24 protein-coding genes and 1 pseudogene are annotated in these 22,996 nt (G+C 62.8%); 9 read left to right on the top strand and 16 right to left on the bottom strand.

Annotated features, from left to right (window positions below):
- Positions 1–2: 2 nt before the first annotated feature.
- The 3 genes from JQ558_RS25810 to JQ558_RS25800 form a co-directional block, all read right to left on the bottom strand.
- Positions 3–1,319 carry a TRAP transporter large permease gene (locus JQ558_RS25810; protein WP_212275882.1) on the bottom strand — a complete coding sequence of 439 codons (1,317 nt, stop codon included), beginning with the start codon at positions 1,317–1,319 and terminating at the stop codon, positions 3–5.
- 6 nt (positions 1,320–1,325) lie between these two features.
- Positions 1,326–1,835 carry a TRAP transporter small permease gene (locus tag JQ558_RS25805; protein ID WP_212206144.1) on the bottom strand — a complete coding sequence of 170 codons (510 nt, stop codon included), beginning with the start codon at positions 1,833–1,835 and terminating at the stop codon, positions 1,326–1,328.
- Positions 1,836–2,027: 192 nt separating this feature from the next.
- Positions 2,028–3,044, bottom strand: coding sequence for a TRAP transporter substrate-binding protein (locus JQ558_RS25800; RefSeq protein WP_212295558.1), 1,017 nt, complete (start codon positions 3,042–3,044; stop codon positions 2,028–2,030).
- Positions 3,045–3,314: 270 nt separating this feature from the next.
- On the opposite strand from JQ558_RS25800, the gene pobA reads away from it, so the two are divergent.
- Together pobA and JQ558_RS25790 are read left to right on the top strand one after the other, a co-directional pair.
- Positions 3,315–4,484, top strand: a complete 1,170-nt coding sequence (gene pobA, locus JQ558_RS25795) for a 4-hydroxybenzoate 3-monooxygenase (RefSeq protein WP_212295557.1) — start codon at positions 3,315–3,317, stop codon at positions 4,482–4,484.
- 239 nt (positions 4,485–4,723) lie between these two features.
- Positions 4,724–5,143: a PaaI family thioesterase gene (locus tag JQ558_RS25790; protein WP_212295556.1), complete on the top strand. Its 420-nt coding sequence runs from the start codon at positions 4,724–4,726 to the stop codon at positions 5,141–5,143.
- A gap of 132 nt (positions 5,144–5,275) precedes the next feature.
- Here the strand turns inward: JQ558_RS25790 and JQ558_RS25785 are convergent, their stop codons facing one another.
- Positions 5,276–6,169 (bottom strand): LysR family transcriptional regulator, encoded by an 894-nt coding sequence (locus JQ558_RS25785; RefSeq protein WP_212295555.1) that lies wholly within the window; start codon positions 6,167–6,169, stop codon positions 5,276–5,278.
- Positions 6,170–6,294: 125 nt separating this feature from the next.
- Here JQ558_RS25785 and JQ558_RS25780 point away from each other — a divergent pair, with 125 nt between their 5' ends.
- Entirely contained in the window at positions 6,295–6,924 is a 630-nt protein-coding gene (locus JQ558_RS25780) for a pyridoxamine 5'-phosphate oxidase family protein (RefSeq protein WP_212295554.1), read from the top strand.
- 101 nt (positions 6,925–7,025) lie between these two features.
- On the opposite strand, the gene JQ558_RS25775 is transcribed toward JQ558_RS25780, so the two are convergent.
- The 3 genes from JQ558_RS25775 to JQ558_RS25765 form a co-directional block, all read right to left on the bottom strand.
- On the bottom strand, positions 7,026–7,181 hold the full coding sequence (locus JQ558_RS25775) for a hypothetical protein (RefSeq protein ID WP_212295553.1): 156 nt from the start codon (positions 7,179–7,181) through the stop codon (positions 7,026–7,028).
- 265 nt (positions 7,182–7,446) lie between these two features.
- Positions 7,447–8,178 carry a glutathione S-transferase family protein gene (locus JQ558_RS25770; RefSeq protein WP_212295552.1) on the bottom strand — a complete coding sequence of 244 codons (732 nt, stop codon included), beginning with the start codon at positions 8,176–8,178 and terminating at the stop codon, positions 7,447–7,449.
- A 67-nt stretch (positions 8,179–8,245) separates the two neighbouring features.
- A complete protein-coding gene (locus JQ558_RS25765; RefSeq protein WP_212206122.1) occupies positions 8,246–8,497 on the bottom strand; it encodes a hypothetical protein in 252 nt (83 codons plus the stop codon).
- A 129-nt stretch (positions 8,498–8,626) separates the two neighbouring features.
- On the opposite strand from JQ558_RS25765, the gene JQ558_RS25760 reads away from it, so the two are divergent.
- The gene (locus JQ558_RS25760; protein ID WP_211999372.1) at positions 8,627–9,325 is read left to right on the top strand and encodes a YafY family protein; all 699 of its coding nucleotides are present in this window, start codon (positions 8,627–8,629) and stop codon (positions 9,323–9,325) included.
- Positions 9,326–9,474: 149 nt separating this feature from the next.
- Positions 9,475–9,795 (top strand): YkgJ family cysteine cluster protein, encoded by a 321-nt coding sequence (locus tag JQ558_RS25755; RefSeq protein ID WP_212206845.1) that lies wholly within the window; start codon positions 9,475–9,477, stop codon positions 9,793–9,795.
- A 130-nt stretch (positions 9,796–9,925) separates the two neighbouring features.
- Here JQ558_RS25755 and JQ558_RS25750 read toward each other — a convergent pair whose 3' ends face one another.
- Together JQ558_RS25750 and JQ558_RS25745 are read right to left on the bottom strand one after the other, a co-directional pair.
- Complete coding sequence (locus JQ558_RS25750; protein ID WP_212206114.1) at positions 9,926–10,327, bottom strand: hypothetical protein; 402 nt, start codon at positions 10,325–10,327, stop codon at positions 9,926–9,928.
- Positions 10,328–10,632: 305 nt separating this feature from the next.
- Positions 10,633–10,986 carry a DUF3307 domain-containing protein gene (locus JQ558_RS25745; RefSeq protein ID WP_212206112.1) on the bottom strand — a complete coding sequence of 118 codons (354 nt, stop codon included), beginning with the start codon at positions 10,984–10,986 and terminating at the stop codon, positions 10,633–10,635.
- 412 nt (positions 10,987–11,398) lie between these two features.
- Between JQ558_RS25745 and JQ558_RS25740 the strand changes: the two genes are divergently transcribed.
- The gene (locus JQ558_RS25740; protein WP_212206110.1) at positions 11,399–12,802 is read left to right on the top strand and encodes a TAXI family TRAP transporter solute-binding subunit; all 1,404 of its coding nucleotides are present in this window, start codon (positions 11,399–11,401) and stop codon (positions 12,800–12,802) included.
- 275 nt (positions 12,803–13,077) lie between these two features.
- Here the strand turns inward: JQ558_RS25740 and JQ558_RS25735 are convergent, their stop codons facing one another.
- On the bottom strand, positions 13,078–13,962 hold the full coding sequence (locus tag JQ558_RS25735) for a DUF6537 domain-containing protein (RefSeq protein WP_212206108.1): 885 nt from the start codon (positions 13,960–13,962) through the stop codon (positions 13,078–13,080).
- A 17-nt stretch (positions 13,963–13,979) separates the two neighbouring features.
- Positions 13,980–14,648 (bottom strand): Crp/Fnr family transcriptional regulator, encoded by a 669-nt coding sequence (locus JQ558_RS25730; RefSeq protein WP_212206106.1) that lies wholly within the window; start codon positions 14,646–14,648, stop codon positions 13,980–13,982.
- A 237-nt stretch (positions 14,649–14,885) separates the two neighbouring features.
- Here JQ558_RS25730 and JQ558_RS37450 point away from each other — a divergent pair.
- The 3 genes and pseudogenes from JQ558_RS37450 to JQ558_RS25715 all read left to right on the top strand — a co-directional run.
- Positions 14,886–15,005 (top strand): annotated as a pseudogene (locus tag JQ558_RS37450) (cyclic nucleotide-binding protein); the annotation flags it as partial.
- A 40-nt stretch (positions 15,006–15,045) separates the two neighbouring features.
- Positions 15,046–15,831, top strand: coding sequence for an enoyl-CoA hydratase/isomerase family protein (locus JQ558_RS25720; protein WP_212295550.1), 786 nt, complete (start codon positions 15,046–15,048; stop codon positions 15,829–15,831).
- Positions 15,832–16,172: 341 nt separating this feature from the next.
- Positions 16,173–16,418 carry a hypothetical protein gene (locus JQ558_RS25715; protein ID WP_192737077.1) on the top strand — a complete coding sequence of 82 codons (246 nt, stop codon included), beginning with the start codon at positions 16,173–16,175 and terminating at the stop codon, positions 16,416–16,418.
- Between the two features lie 110 nt (positions 16,419–16,528).
- Here the strand turns inward: JQ558_RS25715 and JQ558_RS25710 are convergent, their stop codons facing one another.
- The 5 genes from JQ558_RS25710 to JQ558_RS25690 all read right to left on the bottom strand — a co-directional run bounded on the left by JQ558_RS25710 (position 16,529) and on the right by JQ558_RS25690 (position 22,981).
- Positions 16,529–17,242, bottom strand: coding sequence for a nitroreductase (locus tag JQ558_RS25710; RefSeq protein ID WP_212295549.1), 714 nt, complete (start codon positions 17,240–17,242; stop codon positions 16,529–16,531).
- A gap of 2 nt (positions 17,243–17,244) precedes the next feature.
- Positions 17,245–18,489 (bottom strand): acyl-CoA dehydrogenase, encoded by a 1,245-nt coding sequence (locus JQ558_RS25705; protein ID WP_212295548.1) that lies wholly within the window; start codon positions 18,487–18,489, stop codon positions 17,245–17,247.
- An 18-nt stretch (positions 18,490–18,507) separates the two neighbouring features.
- A complete protein-coding gene (locus JQ558_RS25700) occupies positions 18,508–19,755 on the bottom strand; it encodes an acyl-CoA dehydrogenase (protein ID WP_212295547.1) in 1,248 nt (415 codons plus the stop codon).
- 115 nt (positions 19,756–19,870) lie between these two features.
- Positions 19,871–20,998 carry an acyl-CoA dehydrogenase family protein gene (locus JQ558_RS25695; protein WP_212206096.1) on the bottom strand — a complete coding sequence of 376 codons (1,128 nt, stop codon included), beginning with the start codon at positions 20,996–20,998 and terminating at the stop codon, positions 19,871–19,873.
- A 111-nt stretch (positions 20,999–21,109) separates the two neighbouring features.
- A complete protein-coding gene (locus tag JQ558_RS25690) occupies positions 21,110–22,981 on the bottom strand; it encodes an AMP-binding protein (RefSeq protein WP_212295546.1) in 1,872 nt (623 codons plus the stop codon).
- Positions 22,982–22,996: the final 15 nt, after the last annotated feature.

Here is a 22,996-nt window from a genome sequence, read left to right as displayed (position 1 = left end):
AATTACCCCATCATGCGTTGCGGGAGCCAGAGCGCCAGGATCGGGAATGCGATCAGGATCACGAGGCGGATCAGGTCGGTCACGACGAACGGGATCACGCCGCGGAAGATCGTGGTGAACGACACGTCCTTGACCACGCTCTTGATGACAAAGACGTTCATCCCGACCGGCGGATGGATCAGGCCCAACTCCACCGTCATCACGATGATGACGCCGAACCAGATCGGATCAAAACCGAGATGCATGATGACGGGGAAGATGATCGGCACCGTCAGGATGATCATCGCCATCGCGTCCATCAGGCAGCCCAGCACCAGATACATCACCATGATCAGCGCGAGGATGCCGTAGGGGCCGAGCCCGAGGCCGGTGAGCAGTTCGGTGACCTTTTGCGGGGTCTGCGTCACCGTGAGGAAATAGCCGAAGATCAAGGCGCCGATCAGCACGGTGAAGACCGCGGCCGCGGTGCGGGTCGCCTGCAGCAGCGAGTTCAGGATTTTTTCCTTGTTCAGCCGCCCGGTGAGCACGCCGATCAGGAACGCGCCGGTGGCGCCGACGCCGCCGGCTTCCGTCGGCGTGAAGCGCGGCAGGAACGGCAGGCCGTACAGCCCGCCGATCACGAAGACGAACAACAAGACCGGCGCCCAGATGTCTTTCAGGCCGGCAAAGCGTTCGCGCCAGCTGGTTTGCGGTCCCTTCGGCAGGAAGTCGGGCCGGAACCAGCCGATCAGCGAGATCGTGATCATGTACATGGCCATCGCGAGCAGGCCGGGAATGATGCCGGCCATGAACAGCTTGCCGATGTCCTGCTCGGTGATGATGCCGTAGACCGCCAGCACGGTCGACGGCGGCAGCATCGCGCCCAGCGTGCCGCCGGCCGCGATCACGCCGGTGGCGAAGGATTGCGGATAGCCGAAGCGCCGCATTTCCGGATAGGCGACGGCGGAAAACGTCGCGGCCGTCGCCACCGACGAGCCGCAGATCGCGGCAAAGCCGCCGCAGGCCGCGACCGTGGCAATGCCGAGGCCGCCGCGCAGATGGCCGACGAAGCCGTTGGCGGCGCGAAACAGTTCGCGACTCATCCCGGAGTTGCTGACGAAGGCGCCCATCAAGAGGAACATCGGAATGACGCCGAACGTATAGTCGGTCACCGTGCGCATCGAGGTCTGGCCGACCATCTTGAGCGCCGGGGAAAAGCCGACGAGATATCCAAAGCCGGTGACGCCGACGAGGCCCATCGCCATGCCCACCGGCACGCGCAGCAACATCAGCGCGAACAGCGCGACAAATCCGAGAATGGCGACGGCGTCGGTGCTCATGATGCCCTACTCCACCGTGGTTTCTTTGGCATCATGGATGTCTTCCGGATGGAAGATCAGGCGGTAGGTGCGGATCGCGATCAGCAGCACCGCGGAGGCGTCGCCGGCCCACGCGATCGCGAAAAACGGCCAGGTCGGCATCCGCATGTCGAAGGTCAGGACGTTGTCGTTGTAGGTGCCCTGCACCTTGTCGAACAGCGTCCAGGTCTGCACCGCCACGACGAACAGCAGGACCAGGGTCGCGAACACGTCGATCCAGCGCTGGTATCTCGGACCGACATTGGCCCAGACCAGATCGACGGTGATGTGCCCGCCGCGATAGCTGGTCGCCGCGATGCCCCAGAAGATCAGGATGCCGAGCATCATGCGGCCGATGTCGAAGGAATCCGGGATCGAATAGTTGAAGATGTTACGCAGCAGCACGGCGAGGAAAATGTTGGCGGCGACGATGCCGACAAACGCCGCCGCGATCCATTCGATCGTATCGATGAAACGATCCATCGAAGCGCGATTCATGTGGGGAGGTCCTAAGACTTAAACGAGTTGATCAAGGTGGCGCCTGGAACTCAGTTCACCTCTCCCGCTTGCGGGGGAGGTCGGCGCGAAGCGCCGGGTGGGGGCTCTCTCCACACGAAGATTCTTATTGCGGAGACACCCCCACCCCGACCCTCCCCCGCAAGAGCGGGAGAGGGGGCGCAGCGGAGCGCGTTACTGCGCCAAAGCGTTGTGCTTGGTCAGTTCGGCGCGAAGCGCGGTCATCGCCGCATCCGGGTCGCCGCCGGCTTTCTTGACATTGTCCGCCCAGGTCTTGATCAGCGGCTCGGACGCCTTCTTCCAGAGCGCGGTCTGCTCCGGCGACAGTTTGTAGACCTCGTGGTCGGGCAGCGCCTTGATCTTGGCGACACCGGAGTTCTCGTAGATGCCCCAGGGCTCGCCGACGCGGCCGGCGGCCTCGGTGTTGCAGTTGTTGTCGATCGCCTTCTTCTGGCGGTCGGACATCTGGTTGTATTTGTCCTTGTTCATCACGAAGGCAAAGGTCGTGACATAGAGAGGCGCCTCGATGTGATACTTCGTCACCTTGTCGATGCCGAACAGCAGCACCGATCCCCACGGGAAGGTGACGGCGTCGGCGACGCCGCGCTCGATGATGTCGCGGACCTCGGGCGCCGAGGACTGCACGTTGGTGCCGCCGAGCAGGGTGACGTAATTCGCCATGGTGGCATGGGCGGGGCGGATCTTCATGCCCTTGATGTCTTCGGGCACCACGATCTTCTTGGTGCGCGAATGGAACGTGGAGGGCGAGTGAATGAAGCCGAGGCAGAACTTGACGTCCTTCATCTCCTTCTCGGCATATTTGCGGTACCAGGCGTCGAGCGCCATCGAGCCGCCCTTGGCGTCCGACATCAGGAACGGCAATTCGCCGGCGCCGATGATCGGGAAACGGCCGGGCTGATAACCCGGGTTGATATAGGTGACGTCGGCAATGCCGTCGCGCGCCATGTCATAATGGTCAAACGCCTTGCCGAGCTGCTGGGCCGGGAACACCTTGTATTTGATGGTGCCGCCGGATTCCTTTTCGACTGCGGAGCCCCAGTCTTCCAGCGCCTTCTGCAGCGGGTGCGACGCCGGCACCCAATGCGACAATTTCAATTCGAAGTTTTTTTCCTGCGCCATCGCAGGTGTCACACTGGCGGCGAGCAGCAGCGCCAAAAACGCTTTTCTCATCGGCATTCTCTCCCTTTGCGCATGAAGGCGGGCTTGGCGCCCGGTCTTGTTAGTTAACATGTTATATAGTTGGCGCGGCTTTTCAAGCCGGACGTTTGGTGCGACGCTTCCACGCGTCCGTCGACAGGACGGCCTTGCGGTGCAGCGCAACAAACGACAATGTTTCGCGCCAACGCTGTTTGCGAAAATTGTTATATGATATAATTATCATTGCAACACCTCGCGCAAGCGTCGGCGTGCCAATCTGTATCAGACCATGGGAGCAAACAATTGCGGACTAAAGTCGCAATCATAGGTGCCGGGCCGGCTGGATTGTTGCTTGGGCAACTACTTCACCGCTACGGCATCGATAACGTCATTCTCGAGCGCCAGACCCCGGAATATGTGCTCGGCCGCATCCGCGCCGGCCTCCTGGAAGAGGGCACCGTGGCGCTGCTCGACGAGGTCGGCGCCGGCGCGCGCGCCCATCGCGAGGGCCTGGTGCACCATGGCGTGGAACTGGCGTTCGGCGGCGCGCGGCACCGCATCGACATGCACGCGGCGACCGGCAAGACGGTCATGATCTACGGCCAGACCGAGGTGACGCTCGACCTGATGAACGCGCGCAAGGCCGCCGGCCTCACCACGGTCTATCAGACCAGTGAGGTCAAACCGCATGATTTCGACACCGATCATCCGCGCGTCACCTACACCAAGGACGGCGTCACTCACGAGATCGCCTGCGACTTCATCGCCGGCTGCGACGGGTTTCACGGCGTCAGTCGCGCCAGCGTGAAACCTTCGGCGATCCAGACCTTTGAGCGGATCTATCCGTTCGGCTGGCTTGGGATTCTTTCGGAAACCCCGCCGGTCAGCCCTGAGCTGATCTATTCCAACCATGCGCGCGGCTTTGCGCTGTGCACCATGCGCTCGACCCACCGCAGCCGCTATTACGTGCAATGCCCGCTGGACGACCATATCGATCAATGGCCGGACGAGCGGTTCTGGGACGAACTGAAACGACGGCTCGACCAGAAGGCGGTCGATGAACTCGTCACCGGGCCGTCGATCGAAAAGAGCATCGCGCCACTGCGCAGCTTTGTCGCCGAGCCGATGCGGTTCGGAAAAATGTTCCTGGCCGGCGATGCCTCCCACATCGTGCCGCCGACCGGCGCCAAGGGACTGAACCTGGCCGCCAGCGACGTGCATTACCTCTCGAGCGCGCTGCGCGAATATTACGACGAGAAATCCAGTGCCGGGATCGACAATTATTCGGGACGCGCGCTGACGCGGGTCTGGAAGGCGGTGCGCTTCTCGTGGTGGATGACCTCGATGCTGCACAAATTCCCCGACCAGGGCGAGTTCGGCGCGCGGATTCAGCTGGCGGAGCTGGAATACCTGGTCAGTTCGAAAGCCGCGTCGACGTCGCTGTCGGAGAATTACGTGGGGTTGCCGTTGTAGCTCATTACCGTCATTGCCTGCGACAAACGCGAAGCGTTTGCGCAAGGGAGCGAAGCGACGAAGCAATCCATCTCTCCCCGGGGGGCGCCATGGATTGCTTCGCTTCGCTCGCAATGACGGGGAGGGATCGTCCTGCATTTCAAACACCCATGCGAATCCCGTTTAAAACTTTGTAGGCGGTGACTTTGCAGGCGCGTTGCGTTCAATGACGAGAGACATCGTCAGCACGCGAGCCACACATGACAGTCATCCCCGATGGTTTTGAGCTCCACACCCGCAAGAGCCCGCTCACCGAGCCGTGGGAGCCGCTCTATGCCAAGCGGACCGACAAGGCCGTGATCATCGGGCTGCGACTTGCAAGACCGCACACCAACGGCCGCGGCCTGATTCATGGCGGGCTGATCGCGGCCCTCTCCGACAATGCAATGGGCTACAGCTGCGCGCAGGCGACGAACTGGACGACGTCATTCGTGACGATCGGGCTGGCGGTTGACTTCATCGGCACCGCGGAGGTCGGGCAATGGCTCGCGATCGAGAGCGAAGTGATCAAGACCGGCCGCACGATCTGCTTTGCGCAAAGCCTGATCAAGGCCGACGACGTCGTGATCGCGCGCGCCAATGCGACGTTCCGCGTGGTGCCGAAGAAGGAAGCAGCGTAGGGCCTCGCCTCGTGTCCCGGGCGCGGTGCGGCGTTCTTCACGCCGCTCCGCAGAACCGGGACCCACGCGGAGAGATGGGCCCCGGCTCTGCAGCGCATCGTTACACGCTGCGCTGCGTCCGGGGCACGATCGCTAACCAAAATGCCAATCCGCGGTCTCGGTCACCAGATCGATGAATGTCCGCACCTTGGCCGACAGCAGCCGCGAGGTCGGATAGACGATGTGGATCGGCAGCGCCGGCTGCTCGAATTCCGCCAGCACGATACGGAGCCTTCCTGCTTTCAGTGAATCGGCGGCCTGATAGGCCAGCACCCGGGTCAGGCCGCCGCCCGCCTCCGCATACTGGATCGCGGCGTCGGCGCTGTTGGAGGTAAACCGCGGTGTGCTCGAGACGCGAATTTCGCGCCCCTCGACGGCGAAGCGCCAATCCGGTGCAGCGCTCATGGCGCCGAAATGGATGGTGTCGTGCGTAGCGATTGCCTCGGGCGTCTTCGGCTCCCCGCGCCGTTTGAGATAATCCTTTGAGGCCACCACGATCCGCCGCATCTCGCCGACATGGCGCGCGACCAATGTCGAGTCCGGCAAATGGCCGATCCGCACCGCCAGATCGACGCCCTCCTCCACCAGATTGATCATGCGGTCCGATAGCCGAAGCTCCGCCGAGACGTCGGGGTAGCGCTTCAGATAGGCCGTCATCACAGGGCTGACGTGAAGCCGGCCAAAACCGTTCGGCGCTGATACCGCCAGCCGGCCGCCCGGCCTGGTGCGCTCGCCCTCGGCGGCGCTTTCGGCCTCCTCGACGTCGCTGAGGATCTGCCGGGCGCGCTCCAGGTAACGGGCGCCGGTATCGGTGAGCATCAGGGATCGCGTGGTCCGCTGCAGCAGCCGGGCGCCAAGACGGTCCTCCAGCGCCGCGATCAGCCGCGTCACGCCCGATGGAGACAGCCCGAGCTTGCGCGCGGCGGGGGCAAAGCCCTGCAGATCGGCGACAGTGACAAAGGCCTGCATGGCGTCGATACGGTCCATGCCATTATTTCATATATTGCAATAGTGTCGTGTCAATCGGAATGATTGTTTTAATTCCAGGTGAGAGCATCTTATGACCCAGCAGAGGCGCACCGGCGCCGCCGAACTTGGCAGGAGCAACCCCAATGTCAGACGTTCACACCTATTCCAGCGACGTCGCCTTCACCCCGGCGGTGAAGGCGGTGCAGGCCCGTAAGGGATCGCGCGACGCCTATGCCCGCGTCGAAGAAAACGGCGGCTGGCGCACCGAGATCGACGAGAACCTCGCGGGCTTCCTCGGCGAAACCAACAGTTTCTATTTTGCCACCGCCTCGGCCGCCGGCCACCCCTACATCCAGCATCGCGGCGGCCCGAAGGGCTTTGTCAAAATCATCGACAAGAACACGATCGCGTTCGCCGGCTACAGCGGCAACCGGCAATACATTACGCAAGGCAATCTCTCGGAGAACCCGCAAGCGCATATCTTCGTGATGGACTATGCGCACCGCAGGCGCGTCAAGATCTGGGGCGAGGCGCGCGTGGTCGATGACGACCCCGCGCTGACGCAGGCGTTGATGCCGAAGGGATACAAGGCGCGGCCGGAACAGGTCATCCTGTTCCGGATCTCGGCATGGGACACCAATTGCCCGCAGCACATTCCGCAAAAATTCGACGCCGGCGACGTCGCGACCGCCCTGGCCTCTCGCGACGCCCGGATCGCGGAGCTCGAGGCGGAACTGGCCGCATTGAAGGGCCAGCCTGCATCGGCGAATTAGTCAGTTCAATGAAAACTCGCCCGCTTCGTCTGCGGGCGAGTTCTCTTACGCGTCAGCCGATCAATAATAGCTGCGGCAAACGTTGATCACGCCGTAGGAGGTCACCCGCCAGCAGCCGTAGCCATGGGCGTGGTGGTAGTGGCCGTGATGGTGGTGGCCGTGGTGGTGATGGCCGTGGTGGTGATGGCCATGATGATGATGGCCATGATGGTGATGCCCGTGGTGGTGATGGCCGTGGTGATGATGGCCGTGGCCATGGCCGCCGTGCCCGTGGCCACCGTGGCGCCCGCCGGCGAAAGCCGCGCTGGACAGCGAGGCAGTGCTCAGAGCGAGAACTGCAATCGCCGACACAATGAGTTTCTTGATCGTCATGGTCATTCTCCGATTTGTGCAGCGCGAGTATCGCCTGCTGTGATCGGGAACGTAGGCCTGCTCAATGTCATGCGATGTGACGGAGATCACTCAGATCGCTGGGCGTGCCGGTCCCTGCCCGGCGCGCCGGAGATGCGTGAACGGACCCGACTACGCAGCCTCCTGCTGCAGCGGCGCCCAGCCGAATTCCGGATAATATTGCAGCATCATCCGGTCGACATAGGCGGTCAGGTTGCCGAACTTCTCGGTCTGCTGGCGCAGCGGAGATTCGAAGTACGGCGTCAGGATGCCGGCAATCGCACCGAAAGCGGTGGCATCGGTGCCGCAAGGCGTGTCGCCAAACAGATAGGGCTTGTCGCCGAGCTGAACCGACAGCGCAAACAGCGAACGGACCGCAAGGTCGACATCCTCTTCCGGGGCGTGGCGGCCGAGACCGCTCAGCAAGTAGTTCTCCGCCACCCGGAACTGCGCATCCTCGCGCAGCTTCTCGCGCATGTGCTCCGGCGCGGCGTCGAAGAAGTGCGCCGGTCCCTTGGCGAAATTCTCGGTATCGACCCAGCGGGCGCCGACCAGTGCCCAATAGACGTGATGTTCGATCATCCGCTCGAACGCCCAGGCCTGCGCCCGCGCCTGCAAGCTCAGCGGCGCGTCGAAATCGAAGCCGTATTTGCCCTCGATATGGGCGCGGATGAAGGTGGAATCGGCGATGCTCTCGGCCTCGTCGACGATGTATGGCAGCTGCCCCTTGGGCGAGGCCGGCGGCATCGCCTTCTCCTTGTGATAGGCAAGTCCAGCCATCTTCAGCTGGACCTCGGTCTTGGTCACAAAGGGGCTGATTTCCGGCAAGCCAAAGCCTGTGCCGAAACCATAGAGCGTGATCATCCGAAAAACTCCTGATCTCCGTAAGAACGTGGGGAAAGCCTAGCGACGCCCTGCTGCCACCGTGGTGTCAGCAGCAGCAGTGCCGGCCATGACCTTCCTCTTCCTGCGACGCACGGCGTCGCCCGCGGGCCCAGGCAAGGAACTGCCCTTGCGCAAGGGCGCACATTGCGGTCAATGAGCGCCATGCCAGCTCGACCATCGCCCAGCGCAAATCTGACGTGACGCTGTGGATGGAAACCAGCTGTTCCAGGGCGAAGACCTGGCTATTCGCAAGACGCCGGCGGCTTTCCAGGGGACCGAATTGGCTGAAAATCGTCATGGACAAATTCCCTTCAGTTGAGGTGTTGTCCCGATATACAGACCCCCTGCTGCCAACATGCTGTCAGCATCGGCCAGGCGGACCTATGAAAAGTGGACTTGCGAAAAGCGACCAGAAAAGAGACTCGCCATGAGACGCGCCGACCGGCTGTTCCAGATCATTCAGGTGCTCCGGCGCACGCGAAAGCCGCTGACGGCGGACGCGATCGCGGCCGAACTCGAGACCTCGAAACGCACCATCTATCGCGACATCGCAACCCTGATCGAACAGCGCGTACCGATCCGCGGCGAGGCCGGCATGGGCTACATCCTGGAGAAGGGGTTCGACCTGCCGCCGTTGATGCTGACGCCCGACGAGATCGAAGCCGCGGTGCTCGGCGCGCAATGGGTCGTAGGTCACGCCGATCCCGTGCTGGCGCGCGCCGCGCAGGACCTGATGGCGAAGATCGCCGACACGGTCCCGGAACGGTTGCGGCCTTTCGTGCTCGAACCTGCAAGCCGGGCGCGGTCGGTCTGGAACCGGGAACCGGACCGTATCGACATGGTGCGGACACGCGCCCAGATTCACGAGGGCAAGAAGATCACCCTGGACTATCGCGACGAACATGGCCGCGAGAGCAAGCGCACGATCTGGCCGATCGCGATCGGCTATCACGAGGCGGTGCGGATCATGGCGGCGTGGTGCGAGCTGCGGAAGGATTTTCGCAGCTTTCGCACCGACCGGGTCGTCGACGCGGTGTATCACGACGAGAAATATCCGGAGCGGCGCGATTTGCTGCGGGCGAAATGGCGGCGCAGCCTGGTCTGGGAAGCCCCGAAGGATACATAGTGTCGTTCCGGGGCGACACGTAGTGTCGAACCCGGAACCTCGAGATTCCCCGATGTGCAATGGCACATCTGAGGTTCACGCGAAGACGCGTGCCCGGAATGACGGAGCGTGTCACTGGCCGGACGCTTCATTCCGCGCTAAACGGCAGCATGGATGAAGCCGGATCAACATCTGCCAGCGAAAGCCCCTGCCAGGCCTGCGGCGCTTGCTGCAGCTATTCCCGGAACTGGCCGCGCTTCACGACCGAGGATGATGCCGACCTCGACCTGATCCCGGAGAAATTCGTCAACGATCGGCTGTCGGGAATGCGCTGCGACGGCGACCGCTGTTCGGCGTTGTCAGGCAAGGTCGGCGAGGCGACGGCGTGCACCATCTATGCGGTGCGGCCGGAGGTATGCCGGACCTGCATGCCCGGCGACCCCGAATGCGCGATGGCGCGGAAGCGGCATGGGTTGGCGGTGTTGGTGTAGCCTCACCGCTGTCGTCCCGGCGAAGGCCTAGCCACGATGCTTGTTGTTGAAAAGTCTCTACCCGCTTGCCGCATCACAACGGCCGCGGCGTATGGCTCCCGGCCTTCGCCGGGACGACGTGCGGAAAAACTTAAGCCGGCACCGCTTCGGCGAGGTCTTCGTCGTCGAGATCTTCAATCGGAGCGAAGGTGGAGAGCGGCTTGGTCGAGAGCGTGATCGGCTTGCGGTTGCCGTAGGACGACGAGGGCGTGGAGCGCGCGGCCGGTTCGCGGGACAGCGCGTAGAGAGTCGAGCCGACGCGCCCGCCCAGCGAGATCAGCTCGCGCTCGGTGCAGCTGGCGGCAATGGCGAGGGCCAGCGAGTGCAGGTGGCTGCGGCGGTAGCAGAACAGCGCCAGCATCGCGCGCGTCTCGGAGGAGACACTCTCCACCAGAAGCGGCAGCCCGTTGGCGTTGGCGCGGTACATCTCGCCGAGCAACTCGTCCCTAACGGGGCAGAAATCGTTCTCGAAGGCGTCGCGGCTTGAAAACATTGCGGTTCTCCCTATGCGGAAGATGCAGTGCAATACTCTAACGAAAGGTTAACCACCCGTACCAGTAGTGTTCCGGTGCTCTTGCCAGTTTCGACCAAATCGGACCGGCGCGGCCGGTGATTCGCCTGCGCGAATGGCGCCTAAATCCCTGCCGCCACGGGCTGGCCGGCGGTCACGTGCAGACCCGGCAGGCTATGCGTGAGGGAGGCTGGTGCCTATCCGGAATACTCCGGTCCGATTCTTGTTTTGACGCGTTTTCTTTACGCGAACCGGTATCCACTTCGCTGGAAAACGCTCTGACCGGATCAGTTCGCGGCCATGTAGATCGCCAGGCCGAAGCCGGTCAGATGGTGCAGCGCCTGGTCGACGCCGATCAGCGTCCAGAACCAGGGATGCTCGTTCTCCAACGTCACCCCGAAGGACGATGCGCAGATCCCCTTGATGCGGTCGATCGTGAGGTGAATGGCGAAATCGATGAAGGCGACGAACCAGAACCGCGGCGCGACCACCATGATCAGCAGCAACGATGTCACGAGATGCACCGAGCAGTGCGCCAGCAACGGCATCGCCCAGCCGGTCTTCTGGTCCTTGCCGATCGCCATCCAGGACGTCTGAAAAATGAAGTCGGCAATGATGTGCTTCACCGTAAGAAGCAACATCCATCCTATCAGCGCACCAACCGGGACCGACGACGACATGGAAGGAAACAACAAAGCTGACGCCCTTTGCTGGGACTAACGAGGTGGCAATAAAACCGGGGGTCTAGGCTGTCAGCGAATTTTCTTCTCGAACCCGGACGTGAACGTTGCCGTTATTTATGGCACCTCCCGGACCGGAATGCACCTGTGAGTGGCTGGAAAAAAGCGTGGTGTGGCCCAACGGCGATACTGCGGCATCGGCGCGCAGCTCTGTGCGGGTAAGGTTACCCGCGGGGGGCGATTTGCAATCCGGCGGGGGCAGGATATCATTGCCGTGCAGGAAATTGTCGTTCGTTTCTAGGTATTTACGAATTCATTTGGATGGCCTCCGACGCCGATTTGGCGGCGGGATGTCCTCCGACCGGGTATAGCCATGAGTGCTGAGGCCCCAACACCAAAACCCGGTATGCCACGGCGCCTCCGTATGCCGGTCGTCAAGAGCAACCGCTCCCAGATCGTGCTGTTTTCGATCCTGACCCTGATTCTCACCGCCGCAACGATGTGGGGCGGCCGGGCTTTGCTGCGAAATTCGGAGACGCTGGTCTTTGCCGTCGGCGAAGCCAATGGGCCCGAAGCGCGCTTTGCGGCCCGGCTTGCCGCCGTCCTGAAGAACAATTCGTCGCGGCTGCACCTCAAGATCGTGCCCAACGCCGACAACGCCAAGGCGGTCGCCCAGTTCGACCGCAAGGAAGCCAACCTGGCGATTCTGCGCACCGACGCGAAAATCCCGTCCCGGGCGCGCGCGGTTGCGATCCTTGAACACGACCTGCTGCTGCTGATCAGTCCCGCCGGCAAAAAGATCAAGACCGTCACCGAACTGAAGAAAAAGAGGATCGCCGTCGTCGCCGACCGCGAGAGCAGCGTCACGCTGATCCGGAACATGCTCGAACTTTCCGAGCAGCCGGAAGCAGCGGCGCGAATCCAGATGGCACCGCCGGGGTCGACCTTCGACAGGCTGTTCGCGTCGGGCTTCGGCGCCGTGGTCGCGGTCGTCCATGCCTCGAAGGTCGTGAAGGACAGGAGTTACGAGCAACATGCCAGGCGCGGCGGCTTCACGCTGAACGCGATCGACGCCGCGAAGGCTATCACCCGGAAACATCCTGCCCTTTCGGAGGAAACGGTCACGACCGGCATGCTGTCGGCGTCGCCGACGCTGCCCGAGGAAGATATCGAGACCATCGGGCTGCAATGGCTGCTGGTCGCGCAGTCAAATCTGTCGACGACAACCGTCAGCGACCTCGCGCGCATCATCTACGAGAACAAGGCCGAACTCGCGCTCGACGGCGGCTTCGCCTCCAGGATCGAACCGGCCGCGACCGACAAGGATGCCTTCATCGTCGCGCATCCCGGCGCTACCGAATACATCAACGACGAGATCAAGTCGTTCGTGGAGCGCTACAGTGACCTGATGTATGTTGCCATCGCGGCGCTCGGCATCATCGGCTCGCTGTTCGCCACCATCTACACCAAGGTCACACGCGTCGCGCCCGAAAAGGCCAGCCAGCTGGCCACCGCCATTCTCGATATCGGGCAGCGGATGGCGGATGCCAAATCCCTCGACCAACTCGACGAGTTGCAGGACCAACTTGAAGCCATTCTTCGGCGTGTGGTGATAGGGCTGCGCGACGGCACCATCTCCAGCGACGGGCTGGACACGTTCAAGCTCGGCTATGAATTCGTGCGCGACGAAATCGGCATGCGCCGCGATCACCTGAAGCGGCACCCGCCGCCCCAGGACGACAAGGTCGTAGCCGTGAAGACCGCGCAAAGCGCGTGACTTTAGCCAAGCAGAGATTAGATCGAAGTGCATCCACGACGGAGCAGCGCTCCCTCTCCCGCTCTTGCGGGGGAGGCGTAGGCGGCCTACGGCCGCCGTCCTTGAGCTTAAGAACGCCGATGCGTAGCATCGGCTATGGGTGGGGGTGCCGCCACGAGTCAGACTGTTCGTGTGGAGAGAGTTTCCCCCACCCGGATCGCATCTGCCGATGCGATCCGACCTAAGAGCGAGCTTCGCTCGTCTCGACCCCGCAAGAGCGGGAGAGGTGAAGCGAGTCACCCCGCAGCGGCGTTCGAGCCGCTGGCCGGGACCCGCGCCCTGATTTCCTCGATCTTGCGCTTGAGCGCGGCCTGCCGCGGATCGGGCAGCGCCGCCGCGCGCGCTTCCGCTACCGCTCCGGCCAGATCCGATAGCGCCAGCACGCCGTCGAAGGTCGGCTTGGCCAGGCCGTCGATGATCGCGTTCCAGTCCGCCATGCCCTGACGGTAGACGTCGCCATAGCCCTCGATCATGGTCGCGGTCTGCACGATTTCGGAAGCCGCGGCCGGCTGTTTGTCCAGGCTGCGGCTAATCATGTGCAGCCAGCGTTCGACCCACAGCCGCTCCTTGGCGTAACGCACCGAATAGCGTCGCCACCGCTTCAGCCCGGCTTCAATCTTGAGGCGGCGAACGCCGAGACGGCTTGCCGCGCTGAAACGCATGGAAATCCGCTTGTGCGCCCACCCCGCCCAGTTAAGCACATCGATCAGATATTCCGCGATAATGGCGGGGAGCGCGCTGACCAGTTCGTCGACCCGGAACTTCCTGATATCGACGACCGGATTGTAGTTCCCGCCGGACCCCTCGTTGAATTCGGCAAGCTTGAGCTGCGCGATCCGGATCGGATCCTGATAGCTCATGCGCACCGCCATCAGCCGCGCGATCTCGACCAGCATCGCATCATCGACCCCGTTGCGGCCGACGAACCGCCGCAACCGGTCGACGTAAAGCTGCGCGTAGCTGGTGCTTTGATATTCGATCAGGAGGTGGATGGCATCGCTTGCAACTGCGGTGACAGCCTCCGGCAGACCTTCGGGAAGAAACGGCGGGGTGTCGTCCTCTTCACCGATGAAATCGGCGAACAGATAACGGAGCGACGACAGGAAACCGCGGTCTGACACTCCCTTGGCTCCGGCCTCTATGCGGGTTTCGGCCCGGCGGCAGATGCCGCCGTTTGCTGGGCGAGCTGGTGCTGCAGCGTCTCGAGGTTCTGAAACAACCGGGCGCTGGCGAGGCGAAGGAAGTAAAAGCCGAACGCCGGGTTTTGAACGTAGAGTTCCTCGACCTTGCTGTAGCTGACGCTCAGCACGAGGCCGGCCTCGACGCATTCCAGCGACTGGGTGCGCGTGTTCGACGGCGACAGCATGCCAAGCTCACCGACGATGGCGCCGACCGGCAAGACGATGCCGGACTCGACCAGCTTGAACTTGCCGCTGACGATGTAGAGCATGTCTTCGGCCTTCTCGTCCTTGTAGAACAGCATCTCCCCGGCCGCGCAATCGCGCTCGGTCATGAACGGCTTCAGCCAATCCATCGACAGGTCGCTGTTGACCGATTTTTTCACGTCGCGCACGAGCTGCAGCATCTGGTGCAGCCGCCAGGAATTGACCAGCAGCATCGCCGCCTGCACCACCATGACCAGATAATTACGGGACGGAATGGCGGTCAGGAACAGGGCGATGTTGGCGAGAATGCCGAACACCCGCAAAGGAATCATGGTCCGCATCGTGGTGGTGGCGATCACGAAGATCGACGCGAAGAGCATGCCGGCGGTGCCGGCGTGTTGTGCCAAATGAGACGGATCCATTGGAGGCCAACCAATTTTTCAGGGAGTGAATTTTTTCGCGATTTTATTGCAGTGCCGCTGTCGTAAAGGCCGCAGGCTATTTTCGATATGCGGGGAAAAAACGACGATTTGTCGGGATTCGACAAAATTCACCCCCCGCCCGGGCTTGCCGCGCAGCCGCGCCGGCGGGCATTTCGACGCGATATCGCGGTTTGCCGGCCGTCGTTGACGGCCTTCCCTGCGGCGGGCACTTTCGGCAGCACCACGCGGCCGTCGAAGCTGTTGGTGCTTGACCTCGTCGATTTTCGCCTGCTGATGGCACGGCATCCTGACCTCGCCCGGGTCATCGACGCCGAGGCCAAACGGCGTGCGCAAGAACAAACAAGAGCACAAGTAAATAACAAGAATGGAGAACGAGATGCCCAATTCAGCCGCGGCGGCGAGCTCGCCGGTCCTCGACATCAGCGGCGCGCGCGCCACCATCCGCCTCAACCGGCCGAAACATTTGAACCGGCTGCAGAGCGAGGATCTCGGCGAACTGGTGAAACTGTTCGACCGGATCGAGGCCGATCCTGGCATCCGGGTGCTGGTGCTGACCGGCACCGGCCGCGCCTTCTCGGCCGGCTACGATCTCAATTCGGTCGCCGACCGCGCCGTCAGCGCCCAGGAAGAGCAGAGCGCGGGCTCCGCGTTCGAGGTGGTGGTCAACCGCCTGGAAGATCTCGGGGTGCCGACGATCTGCCGGCTCAATGGCGGCGTCTATGGCGGCTCGACCGATCTGGCACTGGCCTGCGATTTCCGCATCGGCGTCGATACGGCTGAAATGTTCATGCCGGCGGCGCGGCTCGGCCTGCATTATTACAAGAGCGGCATCGAGCGTTACGTGACGCGCCTTGGCGTCGACAATGCCAAGAAATTGTTTCTGACGGCGGAGAAGATCTCGGCGCCCGAGATGCTGCGGATCGGCTATCTCACCGCGATGGTGCCGATGGAGATGCTTGACGAGGAAGTAGGCAAGCTTGCGGACATCCTCGCCGGCAACGCACCTGTCGCGATGCGCGGCATGAAACGTGCCATTAACGAATTCGCCCGTGGCAAGCTCGACGAGGCCGCCGCGAACCAGCGCCACCGCGAGAGCATGCGCGGCAACGAGATCAAGGAAGGCATCAAGGCGTTCGCGGAAAAGAGGGCGCCGAAGTTTTGAATCCTTCCCTTCTCCCCTTGTGGGAGAAGGTGGCATAGGCGGCCTTCGGCCGCCGTTCTTAGAACGCCGATGCTCTGCATCGGCTATGGCGCCGGATGAGGGGTCTCTATCCGCATCTCGAAATCTTACCGTGAGGAGAGAACCCCTCACCCGTCTTCGCTGCGCGAAGCCACCCTCTCCCACAAGGGGAGAGGGGAAGAAAACGTGTCGAACCCTCCGCCGCCACGAAACACTCCTGAAACACGATTCTCCAGAACCGGCGTGAACGAATATTCACGTCGCGCCGACGAAGGTGCAGGGACGAAACAACGGCCCCCGCGCCATACAAACTGGAGAATACGATGCTTCGCAAGGTCACCCTCGGACTGATCGCCGCCACCGCCCTCACCTTCGCCGCTGCTGCGCCCGCCGCCGCCGGCCCCTTCCATCATCACCACCACCACGGCTATTGGGGCCATGGTTTTGGCCTTGGCTTCGGCGGCGTCTACCTCAACACCGGCTACGGCTACAACGACTGCATCCAGCAGCGCTGGGTCGAAACCCGTCGCGGCCTGCGCCTGCGCACGGTCAATGTCTGCGCCTACTGATCTCGTCTGAGTTCAGATAGCGAAAAGCCCCGGCCGCCATTGGCGATCGGGGCTTTTCCTGTGCGCGCTATCTCCGCGCAAACGCTCACGCGTTTGTCGCGATAGGTGTTCTATTCGTCGAAGAACGTCACGGTATCGGCCACGCTTGCGCGCGAGGTCCGGTAGCTGTTGACCTTGTGCGCATTGTCGGCAAAGCCGAACGAAATGCCGCAGACCACGCGCCGGTCATCGGCGAGATTGAAGTGACGGCGGATCAGCCCGGAATGCCGCGCTAATGCTGCCTGCGGAATGGTGCCGAGACCGAGCGCCTGCGCCGCCAGCATGAAATTGCCGACATAGGCGCCGCAATCGACCGCGCCGTAAACTCCGAGCGGCTCGTCGGTGTGAATAACAGCGACATGCGGCGCGCCGAAGAAATTGTAATTCTCCAGCGCCTGTTTGGCATAAGCCATCTTGTCGCCTCTGGTGATCCCGAGCGTGTTGTAGAGCTGGAAGCCGCTCTCGCGCCGGCGCTCGAGATAGACGCCGAGATATTCACGCGGCGGCGTGAAATCATGGTCGTCCTTGGCGCCCGACGAAGCCTCGCCATAGATCGCCTTGCGAAACCGCTCCTTGGCTTCGCCGCTCGCGATCAGCACCTGCCATGGCTGGCTGTTGCACCATGACGCGGTGCGTTGCGACACGGTGAGAATATGCTCGATGGTCTCGCGCGGCACCTCGCGCGGCAGGAAGGCGCGCACCGAATAGCGCTCGCCGAGCAACTCTTCGAGCACGCCGATGCGATCTTCGCTGGCGTAGCGCGCCTTCGGCGCTTTTGCATCCATGGTCATCGCCCTTTGGTCGGGATCTTGTTGAACGGCACGTCCTTGTCGACACGGATATCGCCGGGCAGGCCGAGCACGCGCTCGGCGATGATGTTGCGCAGGATTTCGTCGGTACCGCCGGCGATACGCATCGACGGCGAAGAGAGCAGCATCTGCTGGAACTGGCCGCTTGCGGCTTCCTCGTCGGCGCCGGTCAACGCACCGGCCGCACCCTCCAGGTCCATCGCATAGGTCGCGATGTCCTGCAGCATCGTGCCCGACACCAGCTTGCCGATCGAGTTCTCCGGTCCGGGACGCTCGCCCTTCGACAGCGACGAGATCGCGCGGTAGCTGGTGTATTTCAGCCCGCTGGCCTTTACCGCCCAACTCGCCAGCTTGGAGCGTGTGGCGGGATCGTCGATCGCAAGCCCGTCTTCCGTCATCAGGTTGGAGCAGAACTCGAACATTTCGGGGAAGCCGGTCGCCAGCCGCGAGCCGATCGACATGCGCTCGTTCATCAGCGTGGTCAGCGAGACGTTCCAGCCGTCACCGACCGCGCCGAGACGCTGGCTGTCCGGGATCACCACATCGGTGAAATACACCTCGTTGAACTCCTGCATGCCGTTGGCCTGCTTAATGGGGCGCACCTCGACGCCCTTGCTCTTCATGTCGAGGAAGAACATCGTCAGGCCCTTGTGCTTGGGCACGTTGGGATCGGTGCGGGTGATCAACAGACCGTAGTCGGAATAATGCGCGCCCGAGGTCCAGATCTTCTGGCCGTTGATGATCCAGTCGTCGCCCTTCTTCTCGGCACGGGTGCGCAGGCCCGCGACGTCGGAACCACCGGCCGGCTCGGAGAACAGCTGACACCAGATATGTTCGCCGGACGCAAGCTTCGGCAGATAATGGCGCTTGTGCTCCTCGCTGCCGAACGCCATCACGGTCGGGCCGCACATGCCCTCACCGATCTGGAACGGCTGCGTCAGCTTGCCGTAGACGCCCTCTTCCTGCTGCCAGATCACCTTCTCGATCGGGGTGGCGCCGCGGCCGCCATATTCCTTCGGCCAGTGCAGACAGGCCCAGCCGCCTTCGGCCTTCTTCTTCTGCCAGGCCTTGCCGACATCGACGATTTCTTCCTTCTCCAGCCGGATGCGGCCGAGCGAGGATTTTGACAGTTCCGCCTCGTATTTCTTCGGCGCGTTGGCCTCCATCCATTTACGGGCGAGGCTACGGAATTCGGCTTCCTGCGGGGTATCGTCGAAGTTCATTGGCGGCTCCTTTCGCGCTTACGCGCGTCCCTTGGTCGGAATCTTGTTGAACGGCACGTCCTTGTCGACCCTGATGTCGCCGGGCAGGCCAAGCACGCGTTCGGCAATGATGTTGCGCATGATCTCGTCGGTGCCGCCTTCGACGCGGGTACCCGGCGCACGCAGCAGCATGGCCTGGAATTTCCCGGCGATTTCCGCGTCCTCCGGCCCGCTCAGCACGCCGGCGGCGCCCTGCAGATCGAGCGCGTACATCGCGACTTCCTGCACCATCGAGCCCGCGACCAGCTTGCCGATGGAGTTTTCGGGTCCCGGGCGATCGCCCTTCGACAGCGCCGAGATCGCGCGCATGCTGGTGTATTTCAGCCCGCTCGCCTTCACCGCATAGTTCGCAAGCCTTGAGCGAACATTGCGATCCTCAATCGCGGGACCATCGTCCAGCATCAGGCTGTTGCAGAAATCGAACAGCTCCGGAAAGCCGGTGGAAACGCCGGCGCCGATCGACATGCGCTCGTTCATCAGCGTGGTCAGCGAGACGTTCCAGCCGTCATTGACGGCGCCCAGCCGCTGCGAATCCGGAATCTTCACATCGGTAAAGTAGACCTCGTTGAAATCGGATTGCCCGCTGGCCTGCTTGATCGGTCGCACCTCGACGCCCGGGCTCTTCATGTCCAGGAAGAACATGGTGAGGCCCTTGTGTTTGGCCACATTGGGATCGGTTCGCGTCAGCAGGATGCCGTAATCCGAATAATGCGCGCCTGATGTCCAGATCTTCTGGCCGTTGATGATCCAGTCATCGCCCTTCTTTTCGGCCCGGGTGCGGAGGCCCGCGACGTCGGAACCGCCGGCGGGCTCGGAGAACAGCTGACACCAGACCTTCTCGCCCGAGGCCAGCGGCGGCAGGTACTTCCGCTTCTCCTCTTCGCCGGCGAACGCCATCATGGTCGGCCCGCACATGCCGTGGCCGATGATGAACATGCCGCTGAGCTTGCCGAACGGGCCTTCCTCCTGCTGCCAGATCACGCGTTCGATCGGCGACGAGCCGCGGCCGCCATATTCCTTTGGCCAGTGCAGGCAGGCCCAGCCGGCGTCGGCTTTTTTCTTCTGCCAGGCCTTGGCGACCTCGAGGATGTTGGCGCCCTTGAGCACGGTGCGGCCGAGCGAGGATTTGCGCAGTTCTTCCTCGTACTGCTTCGGTGCATTGGCCCAGATCCAGGCCTTCGCCTCGGCGCGGAACGCGGCCTCCTGCGGGGTGTCATCGAAGTTCATGGTTCAATCCTCGGTATCCGCTTCGTAGGATGGGTCGAGCGCAGCGAAACCCATCATCTTTCCTGCCGTGTGGTGATGGGTTTCGCTAACGCTCTACCCATCCTACGGACCAATCTTAAGCCGCGTTCTTCTTGCGCATGCGGTCGATCAGCTGGTCTTCCCAATAGGACAGACTGCCGAGCGTCACCGCGGTCGCGTTGGCGCGGCGGTAGTACATGTGGCAGTCGAACTCCCAGGTGAAACCCATGCCGCCATGGACCTGGATGTTGTTCTTGGAGCAGTGCTGGAACGCCTGCGTCGCGCTGATGCGGGCAGCGGCGGCCGCTTCCGGCAATTCCGAGGCGTTGGTCGAGAGCGCCCAGGCGCCGTAATAACAATTCGAACGCGCCAGCGTCGCCGAGACATACATGTCGGCGAGGATGTGCTTGACCGCCTGGAACGAGCCGATCGGCCGGCCGAAGGCGATACGATCGAGCGCGTAGTCGCGGCCCATTTCCAGCGCGCGGTCGGAACCGCCGACCTGCTCGAACGCCATCAGGACCGCGGCGCGGTCGAGCACCTGCGTTAGAATGCCCCAGCCTTCACCGGCGGCGCCGAGCGGCTCGGCCTTGCAGTTCTTGAAGGTCAGTTCGGCCTGGCCGTGGGTCGGATCGATATTGGTCAGCGATCTGACCTCGACGCCGCCGGCCTTGAGGTCGACCAGGAACAGCGAGATATCGGCATCGCGGCCGGTCGATCCCGTGCGCGCGGCAACCACGGCGAAATCGGCGATGGCGCCATCCGGCACCGGCTTCTTGACGCCATTCAGCGTACCTCCGGCGGCCGACAACTTGATCGCTTGCGGCGACGGGTTGCCCTTGCCTTCGAACAGCGCCAGCGTGCCGATCGCGTCACCGGAGGCGATCTTCGGCAGCCATTTCTGCTTCTGCGCGTCGCTGCCCGCGAGCAGCAACGCTTCGGCGGCGAGGTACACCGTCGAGGAGAACGGCACCGGTGCCAGCGCACGGCCCATTTCCTCGGCGATCACGCAGAGTTCGAGATGACCGGCGCCGGCGCCGCCGAACTCTTCGGGGATCGCGACACCGAGAAAGCCCATCTCGGCGAGGCCCTTCCACAAGGCCTTGTCGTAGGTCGCCTTGCCGTCCAGCACCTCACGCACCGCTTTCGGCGGGCACTTCTCGGCGAGGAATTTTCTCGCCGCGTCGCGCATCTGCTTTTGTTCGTCGGAGAAATCGAAATTCATGGCGTGTTACCCGGGTTGATGATGGCTCTGTAGGATGGGTGGAGCGAAGCGATACCCATCAATGGTCTTGGTTCGGATGATGGGTTTCGCTGCGCTCTACCCATCCTACGATCAGTTCAAAATGATCACGTCGTCTCCCGGCTTGTCGGCATAAAGCCTCGCCACCAGCGCGGCGCGGCGCTCTAAGCCGGCGCGCTGGTTGATGTAGCCTTTGTCGGTGAGTTCGTTGCCGTCGATGGAGGGCGGCTCCGCCATCAGCATGGCGCGGGCGATCCGCATGCTGCTGCCGGTGCAGGACGAGTTGTGCGCTTCCAGCCCGTGCTTGACGCAAGCGATCACCTCGGGATGCCCAACCACGTCTTCAAAGGTCGCATCGGGATTGCCGACGAGTTGCCGGCAGGCATGCAGATTGGGCCACGCCAGCAGTCCGATGAATTCGCGGTCCTGTCCCGCGACCAGCGCGTCATGCACCGCAGGGGTCGCGGCGGCGATGGCGTCGGTCCGTAGCGAGCCGACGTGCACAAAAGTGCCGGTGGTGAGCTTGAAGTCCTCGACCACGCGGCCGGCGAAGATGATGCCCTGCAGCGGATCGTTGTCGTCGACGAACACACCAGCATCGCCGATGCAGTAAAAGCCTTCCTCGTCGAACATCTTCTTCGTCAGATCGGGCTGGCCGAAATAGCCGGGGGTGACGTTGATGCCGCGCAGCCGCAACTCATATTTCGAGCCGCACGGCACCATCTTCAGTTCGACACCGGGGAACGGCAGCCCGATCAGGCCGACGCGCTCGGTGTCCCAATAGGTGCCGGTGGAGGTCGGCGCGGTCTCGGTCGAGCCCCAGCCGGTATAGAACACGATGCGCTCGCCTGATGTCTTCACCGCCAGCGCCTGCATGCGGTCATAGAGATCGTCGGGCAGCCGCGCGCCGCCATAGGCCATGACGGTCAGATTCTTGAAGAAGCTGCGACACAGCGCGTCATCCTTCTCCATCGCCGCCGCCAGCGCGGCATAGCCGGCAGGCACGTTGGCGTAATAGGTCGGCGACACCTCGTGCAGATTGCGAAGGGTCTCCTCGAACTGGCCCGGCATCGGCCGACCGTCGTCGATATAGAGCGTGCCGCCATCGACCAGGATCGGATGGAATGCGGCGTTGCCGCCCATGGTGTGATTCCACGGCATCCAGTCGAGCATGGTCGCGATCGGCCCGTTCGGATCGCGCGGCCGCACCTGCATCATCATCGCCGCATTGGCGCACATCATCTCCTGGGTGTTGATGACGGCTTTGGGCATGCCAGTCGAGCCCGAGGTGAACAGCAGTTTTCCAATCGTATCCGGCGTGATTTGTGCGATCGACTCTTCCACCGCCTTCGTCACCGGCGTCGCCGCGAGGTCGGCAAAGGAGACGCTCTTGATGCCTTCGCAGGGCCGCAGCACGTGCACGATGGTGACGCCGTCAAGATCGAGCGCTTTCAGCGCCTTCTCGAAGGTCGGGCCGTCCTGCACCATCACGACGGCGGGCTTGATCAGGTTGAACAGATATTTGAGCTTGAGATGGTCCTGGCTCATCAGCGAATAGGCCGGCGACACCGGCGCCGCCGGCAGACGCGCCTGCATCGCGGCCTGCGTCATCAACGCGTGCTCGATGGAATTGCCGGACAGGATGGTGACGGGACGGCCCTCTGCAATGCCGAGATTGAGCAGACCCTGCGTCAATCCGTCGACGGTGCGCTTGGCTTCGCCATAGGAGACCTTGCGCCATTGCCGATAGGTACCGCCGCGCTGCGCCAGCCAGATACGTTCGGGCGCCTGCTTTGCCCATTTCGCCAGCGAGGCCGGGATATGCTTTTCGTAGGGCTGCAGCGGGATGCGCGACTTCAGAACGATGACGCCATCCGGACGGCGCTCGACGTCGATGTCGCGCGGCAGCCATTCGATCTTGCGAAAGCCGGGTTTTGTGAGCACCGCGGCGGCATTCCCACTCATTATTGCGTCTCCCGG

The sequence above is a fragment of the Bradyrhizobium sp. AUGA SZCCT0160 genome (genome assembly GCF_018130105.1).
Classification (GTDB): domain Bacteria; phylum Pseudomonadota; class Alphaproteobacteria; order Rhizobiales; family Xanthobacteraceae; genus Bradyrhizobium.
Note: the sequence above shows the minus strand (reverse complement) of the source record. Positions and strands in the feature narration are given on the sequence as shown.